This is a genomic window from Sphingomonas sp. Leaf20 (assembly GCF_001421535.1).
In the GTDB taxonomy this organism is placed as follows: domain Bacteria; phylum Pseudomonadota; class Alphaproteobacteria; order Sphingomonadales; family Sphingomonadaceae; genus Sphingomonas.
Window position 1 is genome coordinate 1,642,182 of the sequence record NZ_LMKN01000001.1, and the last position, 24,862, is coordinate 1,667,043.

The following is a 24,862-nucleotide window of genomic DNA, read 5'->3' on the forward strand; positions in this document are numbered from 1 at the left end:
GCGCCTCGAATCATGGCCAACATCGCCGTTCCCCCCGGCGTTGTCCGATTCCCTGTGCAGCAAGGGTCCTAAAGTCAAATTAACCCGCCGCGGGTGCGCCACGGCGGACGACGAGACGTGGCCGGCCGCGGACCGGCCGATCGCTACGCGCGTGTTGTGGCGAAGTTCGTGCGCCGGTCATTGCGCGGGGGGACATTAGGTCCGATGTTCAACGCTATGAGTGACGATGCGTTTGGCGGCGTGACCGCGGTCCTGGGGCCGACCAATACAGGCAAGACGCATCTCGCGATCGAGCGGATGTGCGCGCATTCCAGCGGTATGATCGGCTTTCCGCTGCGATTGCTCGCGCGCGAGGTCTATGACCGGGTGGTGGCGATCAAGGGCGCGAACCGCGTTGCTCTGGTCACCGGCGAAGAGAAGATCATGCCGCCCGATGCGCGCTGGCTGCTGTGCACCGTCGAATCGATGCCCGACCGCGATGTCGCGTTCGTCGGGCTCGACGAAGCGCAACTGGGCGCGGATCCCGAGCGGGGGCATGTCTTCACCGATCGGCTGCTCCGCGCGCGCGGCCGCGAGGAGACGATGATCCTCGGCTCCGAAGCGCTCCGCCCGATGATCAAGGCGCTCGTTCCCAAGGCGGAGATCGTCAACCGCCCGCGCTTCTCGACGCTCAGCTATGCCGGCGCCAAGAAGATCAGCCGCCTGCCCAAGCGCTCGGCGATCGTCGCCTTCTCCGCGGAGGAGGTGTACGCGGTTGCCGAGATGCTCAGGCGGCTGCGGGGCGGTGCGGCGGTGGTGATGGGCGCGCTGTCCCCGCGCACCCGCAACGCGCAGGTCGCGATGTTCCAGGCGGGCGAGGTGGACTATCTGGTCGCGACCGACGCGATCGGCATGGGCCTCAACATGGACGTCGCGCACGTCGCGTTTGCCAGCCTCAACAAGTTCGACGGCAAGCGCCAGCGCCGCCTGACGGTGGCCGAGATGGCGCAGATCGCGGGGCGCGCGGGGCGGCATCAGCGCGACGGCACGTTCGGCGCATTGTCCGACGACGGGCCGGGCGCGTTCCTGCCCGAGGAGGTGCTCGCGATCGAGGAGCACCGTTTCCCCCGCCTCGAGAATCTCTACTGGCGACAGGGTGAGCCCGATTTCGCGAGCATCGACGCGCTCGTCGCGAGCCTCGAGGCGCGCCCGCCGGCGGGCGTGCTGCGCGCGGCCCCGCAGGCGCTCGATCTCGGCGTACTCAAGCGGCTCGCCGAGGAGGGCTGGGTGCGCGAACGGACGCGGCATCCCAGGATGGTCGCGCGGCTCTGGGCGGCGTGCGGGATCCCTGACTTCCGCAAGGTCGGGCTCGACCCGCATGCGCGATTCGTTTCGCGCGTGTTCGGGCATCTGAGCGAGGGGCGGGGGCACATCCCGCACCAATGGTTCGCCGACGAGATCGCGCGACTCGACACGGTCGCGGGCGACGTGCCGGTGATCGCCGGCCGGATCGCGGCGACGCGGATCTGGGCCTATATCGCGCAGCGCGCCGACTGGCTCGCCGAGCCCGCGCACTGGGCGGCGCGTACCGCCGCACTCGAGGAGCGGCTGTCGGATGCGCTGCATGCCAGCCTGACGCAGCGGTTCGTCGACAAGCGCACGACCGCGCTGATGCGACAGATCGGCGCGGACGCCGCGTCGTTGCCGGTGGTGATCGGTCCCGAGGGCGAGGTGATGGTCGAGGACCACCCGATCGGCCGGCTCGACGGGTTCCGCTTCACGGTCGCCGCCGATGCACGGGCCAGCGACAAGCGACTCCTGCTGGCGGCGGCCGAAAAGCGGCTCACGGGCGAACGGACACGCCGTGCGCAGTCGCTGGTCGATGCCGGTGACGGCGACATCCACCTGGACGATGACGCGCAGCTCGTCTGGGCGGGGCATGCGGTCGCACGGCTGGCGTCCGGGGCCTCGTTTGCCCGGCCGCGGCTGGTGCTCGACCGCTCGCTCGACTGTCTCGACAAGAGTGCGCGCGACCGGATCGAGACGCGTCTGGCGGGCTGGCTGGCGACGATGCTCGCCCGCCGGCTTGGCGCGTTGACCAGGCTCGCCGACGCCAGCCGCGACGCAAAGGCGACGCCGGCGTTGCGGATCGTCGCCGGCGCGATCGAGGCGGCGGGGGGAATCACGCCGCGGTTGCCGCTGCGACTGTCGCTGGATGCGATCGACGCGGACGAACGCAAATGGCTGCGCAAGATCGGGATCACGATCGGTGCGCTCGACCTGTTCGATCCCCGGCTCATGAAGCCCGAGGCGGCGCGCTGGCGCCGCGCGCTTGCGACAGCACGCGGCGGCGACATCGTGGCGCCGCGGGACGGCGCGACCGTGCTCGCGCGGGGCAGCGATGGTGCGACGCTCGAGGCGGGGTTCCGTCCGCTTGGGCTTCAGGCGGTTCGCGTCGATCAGGTCGAGCGCATCGCCCGCGCGGCGCATGATGCGCGTCAGGGCCGGACGCCGTTTGCGCCCGACCCGGCATTGGCGACCTCGATCGGGCTCGACCCCGCATCGCTCGACCGGCTGATGGCGGAGCTGGGGTTCAAGGCGCTCGCCGGCGACACGCCGCGCTGGGTCTGGCGCGGGCGTCCGCCGGCACGGCCGGTGCCGCCGGCTCCGGTCGACCCGTCGCGCGCGAACGCCTTTGCCGGCCTTGCTGCACTGGTCCGCCATGGTTGAAGGCGCGATGCGGATCGATCGGTTCCTGTGGTTCGTGCGGCTCGCCAAGACGCGCAGCGCCGCGCAGGCGATCGCCGAGCGGGGGCATCTGCGGATCGACGGTCGCGCGATCGATCGCGCGCATTGTCCGGTCCGGGTCGGCAACGTGCTGACCTTTGCGGCGCATGATCAGGTCCGGGTGATCCGTGTCGAGGCACTCCCGGCAAGACGCGGGCCCGCCCCGGAGGCGCAGGCCTGCTATCAGGACCTGATCGCCGGCAGCACGCCGGGCGGCACCGTCCGTGATCCGGCGTCCGAGTAATTGCGGAATTACGCGACAAGCGATCGTCGAAGCGGGCGACGTCGCAACGCCACGCCCGTCATCCTGACGAAAGTCAGGATCCAGGATACCAGAGGGCAGCAGGTCGTGGCTCTGGATCCTGACCTTCGTCAGGATGACGGAATGGTTTGGGCGGGGGAGGATGCGGGGGGCGGCAAAGCCTGATAACGTCTCGCAGAAGGCTTGCTATGATTGACGCGACCGGGAACCGCGCATAGTCGCTTTCGCGTTCGTTGCCGGAAAGGAATCCGGCCCAGGAGTTACCCAATGACCTACGTCGTCACCGATGCCTGCATCCGCTGCAAGTACATGGATTGCGTGGAAGTGTGCCCGGTCGATTGCTTCTACGAGGGCGAGAACATGCTGGTGATCAATCCCAGCGAGTGCATCGATTGCGGCGTCTGCGAGCCCGAATGCCCGGCCGAGGCGATCCTTCCCGATACCGAAAGCGGTCTCGAGCAATGGCTCGAACTCAACACGACGTTCTCGGCGCAATGGCCAAACGTCACGCGCAACGACAACCAGACGCCGCCCGACGCGGATGCGATGAAGGGCGTCGAGGGCAAGTTCGACAAGTTTTTCTCGCCAGAGCCGGGCGCCGGCGACTGACGATGCGCTGAAATCGTACGATAATGCGGGTTTGGGGCATGGGGGCTGCCACGACCCGCTGGTAATTTTGTTGCAAAGCTGTTAATTGGGTCCGTGACGGGCGCGATATGTCATGTCGTCCGCCTGGAGTATGTTCGAACCCTATTCCTCCACGGTGCAATCCGGCGAATGCTTCGCTGTGGCACCGCGTGGAGGCATTGATCCGGAAAGGCCCCCAATGGCTGCCAAGGCACTGTCCTTCGACGTCGGTGATTTCGTCGTTTACCCCAAGCACGGAGTCGGCCGTGTGATCGAGCTGCAACGCTCGGAAATCGCCGGCATGACGCTCGAACTCTACGTCCTCCGGTTCGAGAAGGAGCGTATGACGCTCCGCGTTCCGACCAACAAGGCCGAAAGCGTCGGCATGCGCAAGCTGTCGTCCGACAAGACCATGCGCGAGGCAATGGACACGCTCAAGGGCAAGCCCAAGGTCAAGCGCACCATGTGGTCGCGCCGTGCGCAGGAATATGAGGCGAAGATCAACTCGGGCGACCTCGTGTCGATCGCCGAAGTGGTCCGCGACCTGTTCCGCGCCGACGACCAGCCCGAGCAGAGCTATTCCGAGCGCCAGATCTTCGAAGGCGCGACCAGCCGTCTCGCGCGCGAACTCGCCGCGATGGAAGAGATTGACGAGCCCAAGGCGCAGGAGAAGATCCTCGACATCCTCCGCGCTGCCGCGGCGATCTACAACAAGGACAAGGTGCCCGCATAACCCGGCGTACCCTGTTTAGACGATGAGGGCGGTCCTGCGGGGCCGCCCTTTTTCGTTGTAAGGAATTCCCTTTGTAAGCCTGTCGATCGAGTGTATTGTTTAGGCAATACACAGGAGGACTCGATGAACGTTCTTGCGCTTGGGTTGATCATTCCGCTCGCAGCCTGCTCATTCAGCTGGAACGACGACACTGAGGGTTCGGGCGCGGCGGCGTCGGGTGCCGGAGCGACGCGGACGTACCAGGTCACCGGATTCGACGGGATCGACCTGCGCGGGTCCGACGATGTCGATGTCCGGGTCGGTGCCGGGTTCTCGATCCGGGCGGAGGGGCCTGCCGAACAGCTCGACCGGCTGCGGATCGATCGCGACGGCGACACGCTCGACATCGGACGCCAGAAGGGCAGCAATTTCGGCTGGAGCAAGGGGGCCAAGGTCAAGATCTTCGTGACGGTCCCGCGGCTGACGGATGCAAGCGTGTCGGGATCGGGCAACATGGCGATCGATCGGATCGAGGGAAGCAGCTTCGAGGGCGGGGTCGCGGGATCGGGCAATCTCGACGTCGCCGCGCTCAGGGTCGACGACGCACGCTTCTCGATCGCGGGGTCGGGCAACGTCCGTGCGAGCGGAACGGTACGCAGCCTGAAGGTCGAGATCGCCGGTTCGGGCGATGTCGATGCGACGCGGCTGCGGGCGCAATCGGCGTCGGTCGAGGTTGCCGGTTCGGGCAGCGTCCGTGCGGTCGTCGATGGTCCGGCCCAGGTCGACATGATGGGGTCGGGCGATGTCGATCTCGGCCCGAAGGCCCGGTGCACGACATCGAAAATGGGGTCAGGGTCGGTTCGCTGCGGCGGATGATCGTCGCGCTGCGCCTTGCGTAAGCCGGGGTAAGCGGCGACGGTCGTGTATGCACCATCCGCTCGCCTCGTTGCTGCTCCTGTCCGCGTCGCTGTTGCCGATGCCCGTGGCGGCCGGTCCTGTCGCGTCCGGCCGGACCGTATCGGTCGGCAGTTTCGATCAGCTGCGCGTCGAGGGGCCGTTCGAGGTCCGCGTCACGACCGGATCGCCGCGCGCGACGATCCTCGGCGATCCCCGCGCCGCCGAAGGGGTCAATATCCGCGTCGACGGCCGGACATTGTCCGTCCGCAAGGGAACGGGGGGCTGGGGCGAACAGCCGCGTGGCGGTGGGGCCGGGCCGATCGTCGTGATGCTGTCGACCCCCGCGCTCGTCGCGGCGAGCGTGGCGGCGGGGGGCCGGCTGACGATCGACCGGATGCGGGGCATGCGCGTCGATACGACGGTGGGGGGCAATGCGAGCCTCGTCCTCGCGGCGGCGGAAACCGAGCAACTGAACGCCACCGTGATCGGCACCGGCCGCATGACGCTGGCAGGCCGGGTGGCACGCGCGCGGCTGATGATGAACGGCGCCGGCGCGATCGATGCGACGGCGCTGCAGGTCAACGACCTGACCGTGCACCTCGAAGGCGTCGGCGAGGTCGCAGCGGCTGCGCGCTATACCGCGCAGGTCACGAATACGGGGCTGGGGTCGGTCACCGTCGCGGGGACAGCAAAATGCCGCGTCGAGGCGGCGGCGGGTGGCCCCGTGACGTGCGGCCGCTGACGCATCCGTCCGTCGCCGCGCAGTCGAGTCACGCTCAGATCAGCGCCAGCTCGGCCAGCTTGGTCATCAACGCGGGGGGCATCACGTCGAGCCCCGTCGCGTCGCCGCCAAGATCGAGCGGTGCGTCGGCACCCTCCAGATAGCGCCACCCCTGATGCGCGCGCTTGGGGCGCGCCTGCACCAGTACCAGCCTCGGGTCGATATGGATCGCGACCCGCCCGCCCTCTGCCTCGCCGAAGCCGAGGATCGGCGACCGCGCGATCAGCTGGTGCTTCAGGATCCAGTACATCGAGCCGCCTTCGCCGACGGGCCCGGCGACCTCCTCGTGCCGCTTGGGCAGGTAGCGGGTGGTCAGGTACACGGGGCCCTCCTCACCGCGCAGCCGCAAGCGCTCCGCCAGATGGTCGACACTGTCCGCGCCGAACGCGACTTTGGTGAGGTGAAGCGGCATCCGTCTGAAAATGGGCGCTAAACCGCGCCAGTCAACCGGAAGGTCAACCGTGCAGCCCCCACAGGCTGGCGAGGCCGAGGAACGAGAAGAACCCCATCGTGTCGGTCATCGTCGTCACGAACACCGCCGACGAGACCGCGGGATCGATCCGGAACTTGTCGAGCGTGATCGGGACCAGCACGCCGGCAAGCCCTGCGGTGATATTGTTCGTCAGCATCGCCGCGGCGATCACGATCGACAGATCGGAATTGCGGAAGATGACGTAGGTGCCCAGCCCGATCAGCGTGCCGAGCATCACGCCATTGGCCGTGGCGATCCGGAATTCGCGCCCGATCATCCGCTTCGTGTTCGAACTCGTCAGCTGGTTGGTCGCGAGCGCGCGGACCACGACCGCGAGCGTCTGCGTGCCCGCATTTCCGCCCATCCCCGACACGATCGGCATCAGCACCGCGAGCAGCGCGAAGCTCGCGATCGTCCCCTGGAACAGCCCGACGACCGACGACGCGACCATCGCGGTGCCCAGATTGACCACCAGCCAGGTGAAGCGCGTGCGCACGGTCAGCCGGATCGGCTCGTTGATGTCGCCGTCGCCGGCGCCGGCGAGACGCAGCGTATCCTCGCCCGCCTCTTCCGAAATGATGTGGACGATGTCGTCGACCGTGATCATGCCGACCAGCCGGCCGCCATGATCGACCACCGCGGCGGAGATCAGCGCGTATTTCTGGAAGCGCAGCGCGACCTCTTCCTGGTCCATGTCGACCGGGATCAGCGTCTGCTCGCGCTTCATCACATCGGCGATCGCGATCCCGCGCGGCGTGCGCAGCATCCACGACAGCTGGCACGTCCCGATCGGCTTGTGCGCGGGGTCGACGACGAAGATCTCCCAGAAATCGGTCGTCAGCTCCTCGTGCCCGCGCAGGTAATCGATCGCGTCGCCGACGGTCCAATGCTCAGGGACAGCGATCAGCTCGCGCTGCATGAGGCGGCCGGCGGATTCCTCGGCGTAGCTCAGCGCCTCCTCGATCGCGGCGCGATCGTCGGGATCGAGCGCGCGCAGCACCGCGCGCTGCTCGTCCTCGTCCATGTCCTCGATGATCGCGACCGCGTCGTCGGTATCGAGTTCGGAGGCGAGATCGGCGACCTGGTGCGGCTCGAGTGCGTCGATCAGATCCTCGCGGACATAATCGTTCATCTCGGCGAACACGTCGCCGTCGAGCAGGTCGGTCACCGCCCGCGCGAGGGCCGCGCGATCCTCCTGCGGGGTCAGCTCGAACAGATCGGCGATGTCGGCGGGATGCAGCGGCTCGACCAGCGCGCGCGCGCCCTCGTCGTCGCCGTCCTCGACCGCATCGAGCACCGCACGAACGAATTCGGGCCGCAACCGGTCGTCGCGGTCGAGTTGCGTCTCGGGCTGGGTTTCGATTTCGACCTCGGGAAGCTCGAGTTCGCTCATGGCTGCCTCCCTTAAAAGCGTGCGTCCGCGCCCTAACCCGCAATGGCGGCATTTGCCAGTCGCGGGTCGGCTCCCTATCTGCGGCGCATCAATTCAGGAGAAGACTCAAATGGCTGATACCCCCGAAACGCTGACGCTGACCCTCGACGGTGGCGACGTGACGATCAAGCTGCGCCCCGATCTGGCGCCCAAGCATGTCGAGCGCATCGTCGAGCTGGCCAATGACGGCTTCTATGACGGCGTCGTGTTCCACCGCGTGATCCCGGGCTTCATGGCACAGGGCGGCGATCCCACGGGCACCGGCATGTCGGGGTCGGACAAGCCGAACCTCAAGGCGGAATTCTCGGCCGAGCCGCATGTCCGCGGCGTGTGCTCGATGGCGCGCACCAACCAGCCCGACACGGCGAACTCGCAGTTCTTCATCGTGTTCGACGACGCGCGTTTCCTCGACAAGCAGTACACCGTCTGGGGTGAAGTCACCAACGGCATGGAGCTGATCGACGCGCTCCCCAAGGGCGAGCCGCCGCGCCAGCCCGGCAAGATCGTCAAGGCACGGGCTGCCTGAGCTGAAGGCTGTCTCCGGCGTAGCGAAGCTCGCCGGAGACAGCCGAAGCCGGCCGGCGGAGTGAAACTCCGTCCGACGGCGCGGCTTTGCCGCGACGCGCTTCAAGCGGGAAACGCGTCACGGTTGCCGCCTGAATCCCGTGCCAAACCCATACCGTCATCCCAGCGAACGCTGGGATATTCCGGTTCGAGCCTTGCCGCTTCCCAACGGGGAGACCCCAGCTTTCGCTGGGGTGACGTCCTGGGGGCTGGGGGCGAAGTCGTGGCTATACTTCCGCCAGCGTGCGGATCAGCCAGTCGTGGAACAACCGCACCGGCTTGGTCTGCAGCGCCCGCGGGCGGCAGACGAACCAGTAGCTGTACGGGCTTTCCACCTCGATATCGAAAAGCCGGACCAGACGCGGGTCGTTCGCATCGGCGAAATGGCTCGCATGCATGAACGCGACGCCCAGCCCCTGCGCCGCCGCCTCGAGCATCAACGCCCCCGAATCAAAATGATCGATCGCCAGCGGTTCGATATCGTCGAGCCCGGCCGCTGACCGCCACGCCGTGAACGTATCCGTCATGTCGCGGTGAACCAGCGCAGTCAGCGTGGCGAGCTGCTCAGGTCGCGTGACCGGGTCCGCGCGCTCGATCAGGCTCCTCGCACCGATGACGTACACCGAATTCCGGTCGAGCCGCCGCGCGTACAGCGACGGGTCGATCTCCCGCGACAACGCGATCACCGCATCGAGCCCGTCACCCAGCCGCGATACGAGATGCGCGGCCGTATCGATGTCGAGGTGCAGTTCGGGGTGGGCGGTACGCAGCTCGCCCAGCCGCGGAAACAGCTTTTGCGAGGCATAGAGCGGAAGAATCCCGAGTCGCAGTCGCAGCACCTCGGTCGTGCTGGTCATCGACTCGACCGCATCGGACAGCGAATCGAGCACGGGCGCGATCTGCGCCAACAGCCGCTCGCCATCGGCATTGAGCACCATCGCCTGATGGCGACGCGCGAACAACGGCTTGGCGATGAACCGCTCGAGGCTCTGGACCCGCCGGCTCAGCGCGGGCGCGGACAGCGCCAGATCCTCGGCCGCGGCCTTGATCGACCCCAGCCGCGCCACCTGTACGAACGCCTCGATAGCCCCCAATGGCGGCAACCTGCGCATGATCCCTCTTTCGACTCGACGATTGTGACAATGACTGCGGACTGCATTCATGCACGCGATTGCAGTTAGCGCAATCGTAGCGGATCCATTCGCACTTGCAACATGAACCGCCTCGACGCAAAAAGACCTCGCCTTTCAGGCATCCTCTCCTAAAAACTTTCACGGGCTGGCCTTCATTGGCCAGCCCTTTTTTTTGTCGCGTCGGGTCCTCGCAAGCACGAGGCGGGGGCCCCATCTCCGACACTTCGAGTGTGAAGGAGTGACGATGCCCGATAGCGAAACCCCGACGCGGAAGATCCAGGTCGCCAATGCGCGGCCCGAGGACAGCGGTCGCGGCCTGGCGCATCTGCCGCGCGCGCTGATGGCGACGCTGGGAATCGGCGAGGGCGACGTGATCGAGATCCTCGGCAAACAGAATACGCCCGCCCGCGCCGTCGGCCCTTACCCCGAGGACGAGGGCCTCGACATCCTGCGCATCGACGGGCTGCAGCGCGCGAATGCGGGCGTCGGGTCGGGCGATTTCGTCGAAGTCCGCAAGGCCGAGTCGAAGCCGGCGACGCGCATCGTCTTCGCCCCGGCGCAGCAGAATCTGCGCCTGCAGGGATCGACGAATGCGCTCAAGCGCACGTTCCTGGGTCGGCCGATCTGCCAGGGCGATATTGTCGCGACCGCGGGCCATCAGCGCGTCGGCAACATGCCGCCGGGCGTCCAGCAGTTCATGAATGCGCCGGCGTATGCGTTGCAGGAGATCCGCCTCGCGGTGATCGCCGCGAGCCCCAAGGGCGTGGTGCATATCGACGAGAATACCGAGATCGAGCTGCGCTCCGAGTACGAGGAGCCGCAGGCCGCGCGTCGCGCCGACGTCACCTATGACGATATCGGCGGTATGGCACAGACGATCGACCAGCTGCGCGAGATGGTCGAATTGCCGCTGCGCTACCCCGAACTGTTCCAGCGTCTGGGTGTCGATCCGCCCAAGGGCGTGCTGCTGCACGGCCCCCCCGGAACGGGCAAGACGCGGCTCGCGCGCGCGGTCGCGAACGAATCGGACGCGCAGTTCTTCCTCATCAACGGCCCCGAGATCATGGGGTCGGCCTATGGCGAATCCGAAGGCAAGCTGCGCCAGGTATTCGAGGAAGCCGCCAAGGCCGCGCCGTCGATCGTGTTCATCGACGAGATCGATTCGATCGCGCCCAAGCGTGGCCAGGTGTCGGGCGAGGCCGAAAAGCGTCTCGTCGCGCAGTTGCTGACGTTGATGGACGGCATCGAATCGCGCGCCAACCTCGTCGTGATCGCCGCCACCAATCGGCCCGAGGCGATCGACGAGGCGCTGCGGCGTCCCGGCCGGTTCGACCGCGAGATCGTCGTCGGCGTCCCCGACGAGCGCGGCCGCCGCGAGATCCTCGGCATCCATGCGCGCGGCATGCCGCTTGGTGACCGCGTCGATCTCGATGAGCTCGCGCGTACGACCTACGGCTTTGTCGGCGCCGATCTCGCCGCGCTCGCGCGCGAGGCGGCGATCGAGGCGGTGCGGCGGATCATGCCCAAGCTCAACCTCGAGGAGCGGACGATCCCGCCCGAGGTGCTCGACGAGCTGTCGGTCACGCGCGAGGATTTTCTCGGCGCGCTCAAACGCGTCCAGCCATCGGCGATGCGCGAGGTCATGGTGCAGGCGCCGACCGTGCGCTGGGCCGATGTCGGCGGGCTCGACGATGCGCAGATGCGATTGAAGGAGGGCGTCGAACTCCCGTTGAAGAATCCCGACGCGTTCCGCAGGCTCGGCATTCGCCCCGCCAAGGGCTTCCTGCTCTACGGCCCGCCCGGCACCGGCAAGACGCTGCTCGCGAAGGCGGTCGCGCGCGAGGCGGAGGCGAATTTCATCGCCACCAAATCGTCCGACCTGCTCAGCAAATGGTATGGCGAGAGCGAGCAGCAGATCACCCGGCTGTTCCAGCGCGCACGCCAGGTCGCGCCGTGCGTGATCTTCATCGACGAGCTCGATTCGCTCGTCCCCGCACGCGGCAGCGGCGCGGGSGAGCCGCAGGTGACCGAGCGCGTCGTCAACACGATCCTCGCCGAGATGGACGGTCTGGAGGAGCTCCAGTCGGTCGTCGTGATCGGCGCGACCAACCGCCCCAATCTGATCGACCCGGCGTTGCTGCGGCCGGGGCGGTTCGACGAACTCGTCTATGTCGGCGTGCCCGACAAGGCAGGGCGGCGGCGGATCCTCGGCATCCAGACGCAGAAGATGCCGCTCGCCGGCGACGTCGATCTCGATCGACTGGCCGATCGGACGGATCGCTTCAGCGGCGCGGATCTCGAGGATGTCGTGCGCCGCGCAGGCCTCGTCGCGTTACGCCGCGAGATCGACTCGACGCACGTGACGATGGCGGACTTCGACAAGGCGCTGACCGAATCACGGGCCAGCGTGACGCCCGAGACCGAGCGCGAATATGAGCAGATGGCCGCGCGCCTCAAACAGGATGCCACCGCGATCCAGCCGATCGGCTTCGCGTTTCCCGGGCGAAAGGATCAGGGCGCCTGACGACACGGAGCCGCCGGTGTCGAGCCGGCGGGTCCCGCCCTACGCGATCCGCTCGGCCGGATCGCGTAGGCTTGCCCAGGCATAGCCGATCATCACCACGCACGCCGCGCCCGCGATCAGATAGGGCAGCGAATGCTGCATCTCGTACAGCCCGACGCCGATCGACGGCCCGAGCACGAAGCTGGCGCCGTTGATACTCGTGACCTTGCCCGCCACCGAACCCTGCGCATTGGCGCCGACCGCCAGCGACGATCCCGCCGTGAAACCCGGCCGGGTAAAGCCGAATCCCAGGCTCGCCAGCGCATAGGCGGTCGCGATTCCGTAAAGCGACGTCGCGATCCCCGTCAGTGCGCTGCCGACCGCCGCGAGCACGAGCCCGGTCAGCACGAGCTGGCGCGGGGTCATGTTCAGCCGCGGGATGATCCCCCATTGCGCAAGCAGCGCGGCGCCGGCGCCCATCATCAGGACGATGCCGGTCGGCTCGAGCGCCAGGGCCGGCGCGAGGTGAAGCCGGTCGATCACGAGAAAGCCGATCGCCTGGCCCGTCATCGCCTGGGCATGCCCCATCACGAGCCCGGCGATCATCCATGCGCGAATCCGCGGGTCGGTATAGCCGACATGCTCGATATGCGATCCCGTCGCGGCCGCGACCGACGCGCCGCTGGGGGCGCCGCCGATCGAGGGGTAGGCGGAACTTGCCCCATGCGTATCGTGCGCAGCGACGATGCGGTCGTCGGGCAGCATCCGCCGTACGGTGATCCACACCGCGATCCCGAACGCTGCGAACAGGAAGGCAGGGCCTGACAACCCGACGTCCAGACCGGCGATCGAACCCAGGATGAGATAGGGGGCGATCGCAGGACCGAGAATCGTCCCCAGCCCGAACGCCGATGCCAGCAGCGTCAGCGCCTTGGTGCGTTCCTCGCGCGTGGTCTCGCCCGCGACGAGCGCCTGCACCGCGGGCGGCGCTGCCGATCCGAAGAGTCCGTAGATCAGCCGTCCGCCGATGAACGACAGGAACGCGGCGGTCCCGCCAATCCAGCCATTGATCCCGGCCATCAGGAAGACCCCGCACACCGTCAGCGACACGCTGAAGCCGCCGACGCCGAGCAGGATCATCGCGCGGCGGCCATGCCGGTCCGATCGATTTGCCCAGAACGGCGCGGCGATGACCCACAGCAGCGCGGACACCGAAAACGCCGCTGCGACCGCGCTGTCCGCGACTCGCAGCGATCGCCCGAGCGCGGGGAGCACCGATTGCAGCGCGGTGTTGCCCGCGGCGATGGTCAGCATCACGAGGAACATCAGCGCGAAACGCCGATCGATCTTCGGCCCATCGGCGGGGCCTGCGGCGGCGGGTGGTGTCATGGTCTCGTCCATCCATAGCCGCGCGTGACGTGTGCGACCGTCACCGAATAGCGGTCGTACCAGATCGCACGCCCGCGCTCGCGGATCGCGCTGTGATCGGGGTGGTCGCGCCAGGCGATCGCCGCGGTGTCGTCGGACCAGTAGCTTATCGTGATTCCCATGCCGTCGGCCCCGCGCGTGCTTTCGACACCGCGATACCCCGGCTGCACCATCGCCAGGGCGTCCATCGCCGCCGCCGCTGACTCATAGCCGTCTGCGTCCGCACCGCTACGGAACGAGGTGAAAATGACCGCGGTCTGGCCGGTTCGATCGACGTGCATGACCGGTGCTTAAACGCTGCCACGGGGTTGGCAAGGATGGCGGAACCGCTTGGTCCACCACGACTTCCGATGCAGTTCGTCGCGCGATGCAACCCGCGGGCCTTGAAACGCGTTCGGAAATCGTGCGACGGGAGTGTCAAAGCCTCGCCAGCGCGCGGGACCCCTGATCGTAAGGAACACGATGCCCAGTCCGACCACAGCCGCCCGGCGCGCGCGCACCCGCCCCGCCGGCGTGCCCTCCCCGTGGCAGATGTTCTTCACCGAATTCCTGAAACACCCCGTCATGGTCGGTTCGATCGTACCATCGTCGGACAAGCTCATCCGCAAGATGCTGGGCCGGGTCGACTGGGACAACACCAAGGTGTTCGTCGAATATGGTCCCGGAGTCGGCACCTTCTGCCGCCCGATCCTCGACCGGATGGCGCCCGACGCGACGCTGATCGTGATCGATACCAACCCGGATTTCATCCGCTATCTGCGCCACACGATCACCGATCCGCGCTTCTCCGCCGTGCTCGGCTCGGCAGCCGACGTCGAGAAGATCGTCGCGGATCACGGCTTCGAATCGGCGGACTACGTCCTGTCCGGCCTGCCCTTCTCGACGCTGCCCCCCGGTGTCGGCCCGGCGATCGCGGCCGGGACGCATTCGGTGCTGCGGACCGGCGGCGCGTTTCTCGTCTATCAGTTCAGCCCGAAGGTGAAGGACTTCCTCACCCCGCATTTCACGTCGATCGATCACGACATGGAATGGTGGAACGTGCCGCCTGCCCAGCTTTACTGGGCCTGGAAGAGCTGAGCGACCGCTGCGCTGAACAGTCTACCGCCCCGGCTGCGGCCCGAGCAGCGCGCGCCAGGTGGCGAGCGTCGCGGGATCGACATCGGGGCGTGATGCGGCGGGCTTTCCCTTGCGAAGCCGCGCACTGTCGCGTTCGCTCGGATCGACGCGGCGCACATGCACGGGGATAGTGCCCGAGGCCTCGACGCCCAGGAGTCGCGCGGCGCCGCGCGACAGGTCGATCACACGCGGGGTCGGTCGGGTCTGGGTGAACGGGCCACGGTCGTTGAGACGCACCAGGATCGTCTTGCCGGTATCGAGCGCAGTCACCTCGACATAGCTCGGCAGCGGCAGCACGGTATGCGCACCCGAAATACCGCGCGGTCTGAACTTCTCGCCATTCGCGGTCTGGTTGCCCGACTCCCCGCCATACCAGCTGGCATAGCCGACAACGTCATAGGGACGCAGGTCCGCAGGCGTATAGCGCGTCCCGCGGACCGTGTAGGGGCGGCCGATCCTGACCGTGTCATCACTGACCGGGCGATAGCGTGTCGTGCCACACCCCGCCAATGCGAGCGCGACGAGCAGTATTACCGGGGGAAGCGGTCGATCGCGGCGAAGCGAAGCGATGGGGTCGAACGACGGGGTCATGTCGCCTGCTAGACCAACGGCGCCCCGACCCGAACTCTAAACCGGACCGGATGCGACCGGCCGGGGATCCATAGCGTTTGATTAACACCTTTCCCCTACGGCAATCGATAACTCAAAGGTGTCATGACGCGTTTAATCTCCCGACTGCGCCAGCTACGGCACTCCGACCAGGCGGTTGACGCGAATGTCCGCGCCGTCCTGGTCACGTCGCTCTACGCGTCCCCCAAATCGCTCGTCATCGGTGCGCTGACCAGCAGCTCGATCGCCGCCGTCGTCGCGGTGACGAGCAAGGACGCCTGGCTCGTCGTCTTCGCGATCCTCATCGCAGCGGTCGCCGCGATCCGAATCGTCGGGGTGATCCGCCCATCCGCCTTCTCTCCGCTCAGCCGCACGCCAGTCGATCGCGGTGCGGAGGGCGTTGCCGGGCGCAGCGTGTGGGAGCGGTATTACCGGCTCGGCGCCTATGCATTCTCGACGTTGCTCGGCCTGTTCGGGATGCTGACGCTGATCCGCACCGAGGACGGCGTGCTCCACCTGCTCGCGGTCACCACCGCGATCGGCTATGCCGCGGGGATCGCCGGGCGCAATGCGGGCCGACCCTGGATCGCGCTGGCGCAGCTCTGTCTCGCGTCGCTGCCGCTGCCGCTGGGCCTCATCCTGTCGGGAAACTGGCTGAATGCGGTTCTCGCGATCGTGATCCTGCTGTTCGTGTTCGCGATGATGGACATCACGCTTCAGACGTATGACGCGATCCTGAAGGCGACGCTCGCCGCAAGCGAAAAGACCGCGCTCGCCGAGCATCATGCGGCGTTTGCGCGCCGCGACGATTTGACGGGCGTCGCCAACCGCACCGCGTTCCGCGAGCGTTTCGAGCAGATCCTGCGGCTGCGCGACGACACGGGCGGGCTCGTGTCGATCCACTGGATCGATCTCGACCGGTTCAAGGAGATCAACGATTCGCTCGGCCATCTGGCGGGCAACGCGCTGCTGGTCGGGATCGCGCACCGGCTCGAAACCGCCTTCGCCGTGACGGGGGGGATCGTCGCGCGGCTTGGTGGCGACGAGTTCGCGGTCGTCAGCCGTATCGATGCGCAGGACGAGGCGGCGGCGATCGGTGATTGCATCCTCGACCTCATCGCCAAGCCGGTCGCCTATCACGGGCAGCATCTTGCCGTCGGCGCGTCGTTGGGCGTCGCGATCGCTCCGACCGACGGTGTCGATGCGGACACGTTGCTCAAGAACGCGGATCTCGCACTGTACCGCGCCAAGGAAGGTGGTCGAGGCACGCTGTGCTTCTACGAACCCGTGATGGACGAAAAGATCGAATATGTCCGATCGCTCGCGGCCGAGCTTCAGGGCGCGCTAGCGCGCGGCGAGTTCCACCTCGCGTTCCAGCCGATCTTCGATCTCGCAACGCATCGCATCCGGTCGTGCGAGACGCTGCTCCGCTGGAACAGCCGGGTGCACGGCAACGTCTCGCCCGCCGAGTTCATCCCCATCGCCGAGCAGAGCGGGCTGATCGTCGAGATCGGCGGCTGGGTCCTGCGCGAAGCCTGTCGCCAGGCGCGGGAATGGCCGTCGTCGGTCCGTGTCGCGGTCAACCTGTCGCCGATCCAGCTGTTGTCGCCGGGACTGCCGGGGGTGATCATGGGATCGCTCGGCGCGAGCGGTCTGGCGGCCGACCGGCTCGATCTGGAGGTCACCGAATCGGTCCTGCTCGCGGACATCGATGCGTCGCTCGAGGCCTTGAAGGCGATCAACCGGATGGGCGTCGCGACGACGCTGGATGATTTCGGCACGGGCTATTCCTCGCTGAGCTATCTCACCAAATTCCCGTTCCAGACGCTGAAGATCGACCGCTCGTTCATTGCCGCGCTCGACGACAATCCCGCGTCGATGGCGATCGTGCAGACCGTCGTCGATCTTGCCGCGACCCTGGGGATGCGCACCGTCGCGGAGGGGATCGAGACGCCCGCGCAGCTTGCACAACTGCGCCGGACGCGGTGCACCGCGGTGCAGGGCTTCCTGCTGGCGCGGCCGATGTCGGCGAGCATGGTCGCAACCTTGCTCGCCGACGATGTACCCAGGATGCGGGCGGTACCCTGATCCCGCGGCTGGCGGTCCGGCTTATTCGGCCGCAGCGGCCAGCAGCCGCGTTTGGGCCGCAACCAGTCGGCGCATCAGCTTCAGGTCGACGTCGCGCAGCCGTAGCGCGGCATCGGCCCATAGATCGACGACCGCCTCGAGTTCGTCGAGCGTCAGCGGATTGACCGCACGCGACGCCTCGTAGATCGCGCAATGGCCACTATGGCGACGGCGGTTCTGCCGGATATAGTCCTCGACCACCCGGCGACCCTCGCCGGGATCGGCCAGCGCGTGGACGAGGCCGAGATCGTAGAGCTCCTCGGCGCTGTAGCTGCGGCCGCTGAGGATCATCTGCTCGGCGCGCGCGGACCCCAGCCGACGCGACAGGAAGCAATGCGCCCCCATGCCGGGAAACAGGCCGAACGCCGTCTCGGGAAGCCCGAAATTCGTCCCGCGCTCGGCAACGACGACGTTGAACGAGAGCAGCGCCTCGAACCCGCCGCCCAGCGCGTCGCCCTCGACCAGACCGATGGTGATGATCGGCAGGTCGAGCCCGCGCATGTTCCGGTGCAGGATCCGCACGCAGGCGCGGCCATACTGCACCAGCGCCTCTCGGTGGCCGCTGCGGATATGCTGTGCGAACAGGTCGAGGTCGCCACCGAACGAGAAGACGCCGGGGAATGTCGAGCCCAGCACGAGATATTTGATCGGCAGCGCCTTCGACCTGCAGGCGTGGTCGATACCCGCCTGCCACTGCGCAAAATCGGCGAGCAGCCCGGGATTGAAGCTCGGTCGCGCCGTCGGCCGCATATAGGTCCACAGCGTGTCGAGCACCGGGTCGAAGCTGACCTCGAGCTGGTCGAGCGCGAACAGGCCATGGTCGGCGGCGGCGGGCGTGATGTCCTGCGCGACGTCGGGGCTGATGAAATAGCGGGTGGGAAGGACGAGGGTCACAATGGCTTTCCTTTTTACAATCGCAGCAACAGGCTGCGATTCGAGGCTAGGCCAGGACCGGGATATTGTTGCCTGTTATGCGGTTTCCGGGGACGTTGCTTTCGCGCGCAAAGATGTGCTCGCCTCCCGCGGTCGGGTTGGGCTAGGCGATGCGGCGGCCCGACTTCGGTGCTATTTCAATACCGTCGCTGAAGTTGGACCGTGAATGACTCGACTGCGCAAGAGGGCGATCCAGATCGCCACGTTGATCGTCGCCGCGACCGTCACGCCCGCCCATGCCGCCGAACCCGGCGTCCATCTGCAATTGCCGATCGAGGCTGCGATGCAGGATGCGGGCGAATATGCACGCCTGTTCTCCGTCTCGCTCGATGAGGCGATGCACCGGTTGCGCGCGCAGGCCGCGACGATCCCGGCGACGGACGCGCTGCGCACCGAGTTCGCAGACCGGTTTGCCGGGATCGCGGTCGAGCATAGTCCCGGATACCGGATCACCGTGCTGCTGACGGGCAGCGACCCGGTCGCCGACCGATCGGTGATCGCGGGCGGGCTCGTCGTCCCGATTCTGTTCCGCACCGGTGCGGTGGTCACGCGAGACGTGCTGCTCGACCGGATACGCACCCATCAGGCGGATATCCGCGCTGCGCTGCCGCACCCGCCGGGGATCGGCGTCGATCAGCGGACGGGCGAGATGGTGATCATGGTGGCGACGGCGGATCTCGCGCTCGATCGCGACGGCGCGCTGACGACGCGGTTTGCGACGATGACGGGCGTTCCGGTGCGGATTGTCGCCGTCGATGCGTCCGCTGCCGAGATGGCGATGCCCGCGCCTGCGCAGGACGAGGTCACAGCCCCGGTCGCCGCGCCGCTCGATGTGCTGGGCGGGGGCCGCGTGGTCGGGACCGATCCACGCGACGGCAAGCGCTATGTCTGCACCACCGGGTTCGTCGTCAGCAACGGCGGAAAGGATGCGGTCGCGACCGCGGCGCATTGCCCCGACGACCTGCGGTACGTCGACCGCGGGCGCGGCGACCGCGCGCTCGGCTATGTCGGACAATGGGGCTGGGGCTATCAGGACGTCCAGATCAATTCCGTGCCCGACGCAGCCGATCGCGTGCCGCCACTCCCGGCCTTTTATGCCGATACGGCGAAACGCCAGGCGCGGACCGTCGCGACCTGGCGCAATCGGACGAGCACGCGCGCAGGCGACTTCGTCTGTCACCGCGGCGAGCGCACCGGCTATAGCTGTGCGCCGGTGGCGATGGTCGATTTCGCGCCCGCGGGCGATCTGTGCGGGGGCGCCTGCCTGCCGACCTGGGTCGCGGTCGAGGGGCCGACCTGCAAATCGGGGGATAGCGGCGCACCGGTATTCGAGGGGCAGGTCGCGCTTGGCCTCGTCAAGGGCGGCACCTACCGTGCCGATGGCAGCTGCCTCTTTTATTATTACATGTCGACCGACTATCTGCCGCCGGGCTGGACGCTCGCCTATCGATGAGCCGGGCCGCTCCGGTCAGGCGCGCAGCACGAACGCGGCCCCGGGAACCGCGACCCGCGCGACGCTTCGCCCGAGCATCCCGTTCGGCGCGATCGGCAACACCGTGACGCATTCGTCCTTCTCGTTCGCGACGATCAGGCATGCCTCGTCCTCGAGCAGCAGGAAGTGGCGGGGATAGGCCGCGCCGACGGGCGCATGCTGGATCAGGCGCGGCGTCCCTGCGTCGTCGAGCGCGAACACCGCGATGCTGTCGTGCCCGCGGTTCGAGACATAAAGCCGGTCGCCCGCGGCGTTGATCGCAAGGTGCGCGACGATGCTCGGACCGCCGAACCCCGCGGGCAAGGTCGACAGCGTCTCGATCGCGGTGAATGCGCCGTTTCCGCCCGAGAGCAGCATCAGCGTGTTCGCCAGTTCGCATGCGAGATAGGCGATATTGCGCCTGTGCGGATGCAGAAGAAGGTGGCGTGGTCCCGAGCCGGGTGGTGCCTTGAACGCCGTTCTCAAGACCTCGCCGCCCGTTGCGGTCATCGCGACGGCATGGATCGCATCACTGCCCAGATCGACCGCGTACAGCCAGCGATCGGCGGCGTCGAACCCGACCCAATGGGCGTGCGGGCCGGTTTGCCGTGTCCGGTCGGGACCCGACCCCGTCGCGGCGAAGACCTGCCCGGGGCCGACCGGAATGCCATCGCGATCGAGCAGGAACAGCGTGATGCTGCCACTCGCATAATTGGCGACCGCGAGGCGCCTCTGGTCGCTGCTCAGGGCAAGGTGGCAGGGGGCATCGCCACGCACCGCAACCTGCGCCAACCGGGGCCAGCCACTGGTAGCCTTGCGGTAGATGCCGACCGCGCCATCGTCGCGTTCGTCGACGAGATACTGAAGATCGTGCAACGGCGAATAGACGCCGAACGAGGCGCTGGACGCCTGGGGATAGGGTTCGCCGGAGGACCATTGCCCACCGTCATGTCGCAGCGGATACAGTCCACCGCGATGTGTACCGATCCAGAAGTCGGCGGGTCGTCCCGCGGGAACAGACACTAGCGCAGGAACAGCGGGGCCGCGCGGACGCGGCCCCGGTCGATCACTTGCCGCGCAGCGTGTTGAGCAGTGCGATCCCGACGACGCCGACCAGTGCGGCGGTCGCGAACGGACGATCCTTTGCGAACGCGCGTGCCTTGTCGGCGAGCGGTGCGACCGTATCGGTCGCGGTGCCGATCGCCTTGTTGGCGGTCCCTGCGATCTGGTCGGCGACGCCGCCGGCCTGCAGCGAGCTGTCGCCCGTCGCGTTGCCCGCAGCCTGCTTTACCGAACCGAGCAGATCCTGGCCTTCACCCTTCAACGTCGTCGTGTTCATGCTGATCTCCTATGAATGACGGCATCCGGAACGGACGCACTCGGGTCGCAGAACGGTCGACGCGGCAAAGGGTGCCGTGGAATTGCGCATTAAAACGATCGCGACGCAGCGATCACCAGCGATAGCCGATCGTCGCCTGCACCGTGCGGCGGTTGCCGTACCAGCACCACGCATAGTTGGCGAAGCAGCTCGTCAGATATTTCTTGTCGAACAGGTTGGTCGCGTTGACGCCGAGATCGACATTGGCGAGCCGCGGACTGAGCTTGCCCAGATCATAGCGGATGAGCGCGTCGAACACCGTATAGGCGGGGGTATAGCGTGCGACGCCGTCCGCGTAGAAGTCCGCATAGGTCTTGTCGACGTGCCGGACCGCACCGCCGATCGCAAAGCCCGATGCAGGGCCTTCGGTGGGCGCCCATTCGAGGTTTGCCGAGATTCCGCCGCGCCCGACGGTTGCCAGCGGCAGGCCGATATTGGCGGGGACCACGTCCTCGACCTTCTTCACGCGCTGGCGGCTATAGGCGAGCTTGGCGTTGAAGCCGTAGGGCAGGGGTGCGCTCGCCTCGACCTCGATGCCCTGCGACCGCACCTTGCCGACCTGGTCGGAGGTGAAGTCGGGATAGGACACGACGACGTTGGTCTGCTCGATCCGGAACCACGCCGCGGTGACGAGGATCGGCGTGCCCGCGGGCTGGTATTTGGCGCCGACCTCGACCTGCTTGCCGAGCGACGGCTGGGCGAGCCCGCCGTCGCGCAACCGTGCATTCTGCGGCTCGAACGACGTCGAATAGCTCGCATAGGGCGCAAGACCGAACGGCAGCAGATACAGCGCGCCCGCACGCCAGGTGAACTTGTCGTCCTTCTGCGCCTGGCCATCGCGTGCCTGGCGTGCCCAGTCATGCCGCCCGCTGAGCGTCACGCGCAAGCCCCCGACGGCAATCTGATCCTGCGCATAGACGCCCTGCTGGCGCTGGCGGACATTGGCGGAGTTGATGCCGAAGGACGCCGGAACCTCGAAGGGCGTCTGGGGCGTCGGCATCGTGCCATAGACGGGGTTGAACACGTCGATCGGCGTCGCACCGCCAAACGCCGAGAGTCCCGCCGAATGCGCGACCTGCCGATCGACCCCGAACAGCAGCTGATGTGTCAGCGGCCCCGTCACGAGCTTGCCCGTGAGCTGATTGTCGAACGTCCAGTTGTTGAGCTGTTCGCGCGTCGAATAGGACGATCGGCTATAGACGGTCGGTGCCGCGGCAGTCGGATCGAGCGCGGGCCCACTGGTATAGACCAGCCCCATCCGGCTCTTCACATATTGATAGCGCCCCGACGAACGCAGCGCCCAGCCGCTGCCGAAATCATGGTTGAAGATATAGGTCAGCGCGGCCTGTTCACGCCGGAAGAAGTCGCCCGGCTCGCCGCCATAGAATTTGGTCGAGATCTTGCCCGCCGGATTGTCGATCAGCGTGCCGAGCGTCGGGAACACGCCGTAATTGCCGTTGAACGGATCGTGCGAATAGGCGCCGAGCAGCGTGAAGCTCGTGCTGCTGCCAGCACCCGCGGTGACGGCGGCGGACACCGTCTGGCGCTCGCGCTTGCCCTGGCCCTGCGTCTGCTGGTCGTCCGCGCCGTTTGCGCTGCCATAGATGCGCCACAGCACGCCGTCGCCCGCGCGCCCGCCGATATCGGCGTCGACGCGGTAGAGGTCGTAGCTGCCATAGGTCCCGCTGACCGCACCATAGGAGGCGCGGTCGAGCGGCAGCTTGCTGACCTCTGCGACCAGCCCGCCCGGGCTCGACTGGCCATAGAGCACGGAGGCGGGGCCCTTGATGATCTCGACGCGGTCGAGCCGCGAGACGTCGACCTGCGGCACCGCATAGCCGGTCGCGCTGCCGAACTGGCGCAATCCGTCGAGATAGACCGGCGCGTCGAACCCGCGCAGCTTGAACTGGTCGTAGACCTCGGCCGATGCGCCGCGCGTCTCGGGCGTGACACCCGCCACGAACCGCAGCGCCTGGTTGAGATTCTGCAGCCCGAGCCCGGCAATGTCGGCGGCGCTGATGACGCTGATCGACTGCGGTGTCTCGACGATCGACGTCGCGCTCTTGGTACCCGACGACGCGACGGTGTTGGGCTTTTCACCCGTGACGACGATCACGCTCGAATCCTCGGTGCCGTTCCGCGCCTGCGTGTCGTCGGGCACGGGATCCGCGGCAAACGCCGGAGTTGCGGAGAGAATGGACCCCGCGAGAAGAGCGCGGAAAAGACGACGATCGAGCATGGAGAACCCCTTTGGCCGCCCGCTACGACTATCGCGACTGACTTGCAATAGCGATCAGGCACGTTGAGTTGGTGCGGCACAAGACCCTCGCTTCCGGCGGCCGCGCTGATAGACTGGGCCGATGGACTTCTTCCCCGAACTTTCCGCCGATCACCGCGCGTTCGTCGAGCGCCAGCCCGTCTTCTTCGTCGCGACCGCCGCGGAGGGCGCGCGGATCAATCTCAGTCCGAAGGGGATGGACAGCTTTCGCGTGCTCGACGCGACCACGGTCGCGTATCTCGACGTCGGCGGGTCGGGGAACGAGACCAACGCGCATCTCGCGGCGGACGGGCGGATCACCATCATGTTCTGCGCGTTCGACCGGCCGGCCCTGATCTTCCGCATCTATGGCCATGGGCGTGCCGTGCTGCCGCAGGATCCCGGCTGGGACGAGCTTTACAGCCGGTTCGCACCGCTTCCCGGCACGCGCCAGATCTTCGTCATCGCGGTCGATCAGGTCCAGACGAGCTGTGGCTGGGGCGTGCCTTTCATGGCGCTCGAACGGGAGCGGCCGACACTGTCCAAATACCACGCGGGCCAGAGGGATGCGGAGCGCCTCGCCGAATGGGCCGAGCATCCGGTCAGCATCGACGGGTTGCCGACCCGCGTTCCGACGGTCGCGCCGGCGATGACGCGCGCCGACACCGCTGATTCCGCCTCATGAGCACGTCTGCTTGAGCCTCGTCGAGCTTGGCCGCTACAGCCGCAACGAGGCGCTGATCATCGTCGGCCGCCTCGAAAGCGAAGGCATACCCGCCATCGCGTTCGACGGTGACATGTCGATCGGCGACGGCAGCTATCTGCTGATCCCCGTCCGCGTGATGATCGACGAGGATGACCTGCCCGAGGCGCGCGCGATCATTCCGGACTAGCCGGGCTGCTGCGTAAATTTCGGGCAGCGCGATCGCAGTGCACAATTTCTGTCATGAATTCGCCCCGTGCCCGACGCCGGCCGCGTCAGGCCCCCTGATTTTTTCGTTTGGCACGATCGTTGCGGAAGCAATTTCGTAACAAGGGGAAGGGGCGCGATGAAACTCGTCATTGCCATCATCAAGCCGTTCAAGCTCGACGAGGTGCGCGAAGCGCTCACCACGCTCGGCGTGGCGGGCATGACGGTCACCGAGGTCAAGGGGTTCGGCCGTCAGAAGGGCCAGACCGAGATTTACCGGGGGGCCGAATACAGCACCAATATGGTGCCCAAGATCAAGATCGAGGTCGTCTGCGCGACCAGCCTGGCCGATCGCGTCGTCGAGGCGATCCAGGCATCCGCCAACACGGGGGCGATCGGTGACGGCAAGATCTTCGTGCTCGACGTCGGGCAGGCGGTGCGCATCCGCACCGGCGAAACCGACGATTCGGCGCTCTGAGGGGGG

General features: G+C 67.1%; 24 protein-coding genes. 14 read left to right on the plus strand and 10 right to left on the minus strand.

All coding sequences use genetic code 11. The annotated features are described in order from the left end of the window. Positions 1 to 216 precede the first annotated feature (216 nt). The 6 genes from ASE72_RS07550 (at position 217) to ASE72_RS07575 (ending at position 6,006) form a co-directional block, all read left to right on the plus strand. On the plus strand, positions 217 to 2,709 hold the full coding sequence (locus ASE72_RS07550) for a helicase-related protein (RefSeq protein ID WP_056018433.1): 2,493 nt from the start codon (positions 217 to 219) through the stop codon (positions 2,707 to 2,709). 7 nt (positions 2,710 to 2,716) lie between these two features. Next, on the plus strand, positions 2,717 to 3,010 hold the full coding sequence (locus tag ASE72_RS07555; protein WP_082445884.1) for an RNA-binding S4 domain-containing protein: 294 nt from the start codon (positions 2,717 to 2,719) through the stop codon (positions 3,008 to 3,010). A 285-nt stretch (positions 3,011 to 3,295) separates the two neighbouring features. After that, a complete protein-coding gene (fdxA, locus tag ASE72_RS07560; RefSeq protein WP_056018438.1) occupies positions 3,296 to 3,637 on the plus strand; it encodes a ferredoxin FdxA in 342 nt (113 codons plus the stop codon). Between the two features lie 217 nt (positions 3,638 to 3,854). Next, positions 3,855 to 4,388: a CarD family transcriptional regulator gene (locus ASE72_RS07565; protein WP_056018441.1), complete on the plus strand. Its 534-nt coding sequence runs from the start codon at positions 3,855 to 3,857 to the stop codon at positions 4,386 to 4,388. A gap of 123 nt (positions 4,389 to 4,511) precedes the next feature. Continuing rightward, a complete protein-coding gene (locus ASE72_RS07570; RefSeq protein WP_056018444.1) occupies positions 4,512 to 5,243 on the plus strand; it encodes a head GIN domain-containing protein in 732 nt (243 codons plus the stop codon). Between the two features lie 49 nt (positions 5,244 to 5,292). Continuing rightward, positions 5,293 to 6,006 (plus strand): GIN domain-containing protein, encoded by a 714-nt coding sequence (locus ASE72_RS07575; RefSeq protein ID WP_056018447.1) that lies wholly within the window; start codon positions 5,293 to 5,295, stop codon positions 6,004 to 6,006. A gap of 34 nt (positions 6,007 to 6,040) precedes the next feature. On the opposite strand, the gene ASE72_RS07580 is transcribed toward ASE72_RS07575, so the two are convergent. Together ASE72_RS07580 and mgtE are read right to left on the minus strand one after the other, a co-directional pair. Then, positions 6,041 to 6,457 carry a DUF1489 family protein gene (locus tag ASE72_RS07580; protein WP_056018450.1) on the minus strand — a complete coding sequence of 139 codons (417 nt, stop codon included), beginning with the start codon at positions 6,455 to 6,457 and terminating at the stop codon, positions 6,041 to 6,043. A gap of 43 nt (positions 6,458 to 6,500) precedes the next feature. Then, positions 6,501 to 7,910, minus strand: coding sequence for a magnesium transporter (gene mgtE / locus ASE72_RS07585; RefSeq protein ID WP_056018453.1), 1,410 nt, complete (start codon positions 7,908 to 7,910; stop codon positions 6,501 to 6,503). A gap of 109 nt (positions 7,911 to 8,019) precedes the next feature. On the opposite strand from mgtE, the gene ASE72_RS07590 reads away from it, so the two are divergent. Continuing rightward, positions 8,020 to 8,475, plus strand: coding sequence for a peptidylprolyl isomerase (locus tag ASE72_RS07590; protein ID WP_031440995.1), 456 nt, complete (start codon positions 8,020 to 8,022; stop codon positions 8,473 to 8,475). A 265-nt stretch (positions 8,476 to 8,740) separates the two neighbouring features. Here ASE72_RS07590 and ASE72_RS07595 read toward each other — a convergent pair whose 3' ends face one another. Next, a complete protein-coding gene (locus tag ASE72_RS07595) occupies positions 8,741 to 9,625 on the minus strand; it encodes a LysR substrate-binding domain-containing protein (protein ID WP_056018456.1) in 885 nt (294 codons plus the stop codon). A gap of 265 nt (positions 9,626 to 9,890) precedes the next feature. On the opposite strand from ASE72_RS07595, the gene ASE72_RS07600 reads away from it, so the two are divergent. Beyond that, on the plus strand, positions 9,891 to 12,170 hold the full coding sequence (locus ASE72_RS07600; protein WP_056019234.1) for a CDC48 family AAA ATPase: 2,280 nt from the start codon (positions 9,891 to 9,893) through the stop codon (positions 12,168 to 12,170). 39 nt (positions 12,171 to 12,209) lie between these two features. Here ASE72_RS07600 and ASE72_RS07605 read toward each other — a convergent pair whose 3' ends face one another. Both ASE72_RS07605 and ASE72_RS07610 read right to left on the minus strand, forming a co-directional pair. Further along, positions 12,210 to 13,538, minus strand: coding sequence for an MFS transporter (locus ASE72_RS07605; protein WP_056019237.1), 1,329 nt, complete (start codon positions 13,536 to 13,538; stop codon positions 12,210 to 12,212). Further along, complete coding sequence (locus ASE72_RS07610) at positions 13,535 to 13,858, minus strand: antibiotic biosynthesis monooxygenase family protein (RefSeq protein WP_056018459.1); 324 nt, start codon at positions 13,856 to 13,858, stop codon at positions 13,535 to 13,537. Before ASE72_RS07610 ends, ASE72_RS07605 begins: the two co-directional genes overlap by 4 nt. Before the next feature lie 181 nt (positions 13,859 to 14,039). Here ASE72_RS07610 and ASE72_RS07615 point away from each other — a divergent pair, with 181 nt between their 5' ends. After that, the gene (locus ASE72_RS07615; protein WP_056018462.1) at positions 14,040 to 14,654 is read left to right on the plus strand and encodes a class I SAM-dependent methyltransferase; all 615 of its coding nucleotides are present in this window, start codon (positions 14,040 to 14,042) and stop codon (positions 14,652 to 14,654) included. A 21-nt stretch (positions 14,655 to 14,675) separates the two neighbouring features. Here ASE72_RS07615 and ASE72_RS07620 read toward each other — a convergent pair whose 3' ends face one another. After that, positions 14,676 to 15,284, minus strand: a complete 609-nt coding sequence (locus ASE72_RS07620) for a septal ring lytic transglycosylase RlpA family protein (RefSeq protein WP_056018465.1) — start codon at positions 15,282 to 15,284, stop codon at positions 14,676 to 14,678. A 123-nt stretch (positions 15,285 to 15,407) separates the two neighbouring features. Between ASE72_RS07620 and ASE72_RS07625 the strand changes: the two genes are divergently transcribed. Further along, entirely contained in the window at positions 15,408 to 17,390 is a 1,983-nt protein-coding gene (locus ASE72_RS07625) for a putative bifunctional diguanylate cyclase/phosphodiesterase (protein ID WP_056018469.1), read from the plus strand. A gap of 21 nt (positions 17,391 to 17,411) precedes the next feature. Here the strand turns inward: ASE72_RS07625 and ASE72_RS07630 are convergent, their stop codons facing one another. Beyond that, entirely contained in the window at positions 17,412 to 18,323 is a 912-nt protein-coding gene (locus ASE72_RS07630; RefSeq protein WP_235532271.1) for a crotonase/enoyl-CoA hydratase family protein, read from the minus strand. Between the two features lie 205 nt (positions 18,324 to 18,528). Here ASE72_RS07630 and ASE72_RS07635 point away from each other — a divergent pair, with 205 nt between their 5' ends. Further along, complete coding sequence (locus ASE72_RS07635; RefSeq protein ID WP_056018472.1) at positions 18,529 to 19,815, plus strand: hypothetical protein; 1,287 nt, start codon at positions 18,529 to 18,531, stop codon at positions 19,813 to 19,815. Positions 19,816 to 19,830: 15 nt separating this feature from the next. Here ASE72_RS07635 and ASE72_RS07640 read toward each other — a convergent pair whose 3' ends face one another. From ASE72_RS07640 to ASE72_RS07650, 3 genes are all read right to left on the minus strand, one after another. Beyond that, positions 19,831 to 20,856, minus strand: a complete 1,026-nt coding sequence (locus ASE72_RS07640; protein ID WP_162235463.1) for a lactonase family protein — start codon at positions 20,854 to 20,856, stop codon at positions 19,831 to 19,833. Between the two features lie 43 nt (positions 20,857 to 20,899). Next, positions 20,900 to 21,172 (minus strand): CsbD family protein, encoded by a 273-nt coding sequence (locus tag ASE72_RS07645; RefSeq protein ID WP_031396253.1) that lies wholly within the window; start codon positions 21,170 to 21,172, stop codon positions 20,900 to 20,902. Between the two features lie 112 nt (positions 21,173 to 21,284). Beyond that, positions 21,285 to 23,450 (minus strand): TonB-dependent siderophore receptor, encoded by a 2,166-nt coding sequence (locus tag ASE72_RS07650; protein ID WP_056018475.1) that lies wholly within the window; start codon positions 23,448 to 23,450, stop codon positions 21,285 to 21,287. Positions 23,451 to 23,571: 121 nt separating this feature from the next. On the opposite strand from ASE72_RS07650, the gene ASE72_RS07655 reads away from it, so the two are divergent. The 3 genes from ASE72_RS07655 (at position 23,572) to ASE72_RS07665 (ending at position 24,856) form a co-directional block, all read left to right on the plus strand. After that, positions 23,572 to 24,153, plus strand: coding sequence for a pyridoxamine 5'-phosphate oxidase family protein (locus ASE72_RS07655; RefSeq protein ID WP_056018478.1), 582 nt, complete (start codon positions 23,572 to 23,574; stop codon positions 24,151 to 24,153). A gap of 10 nt (positions 24,154 to 24,163) precedes the next feature. After that, complete coding sequence (locus tag ASE72_RS07660) at positions 24,164 to 24,361, plus strand: putative signal transducing protein (protein WP_056018481.1); 198 nt, start codon at positions 24,164 to 24,166, stop codon at positions 24,359 to 24,361. Between the two features lie 156 nt (positions 24,362 to 24,517). Further along, positions 24,518 to 24,856 carry a P-II family nitrogen regulator gene (locus tag ASE72_RS07665; protein ID WP_056018484.1) on the plus strand — a complete coding sequence of 113 codons (339 nt, stop codon included), beginning with the start codon at positions 24,518 to 24,520 and terminating at the stop codon, positions 24,854 to 24,856. Positions 24,857 to 24,862 lie beyond the last annotated feature (6 nt).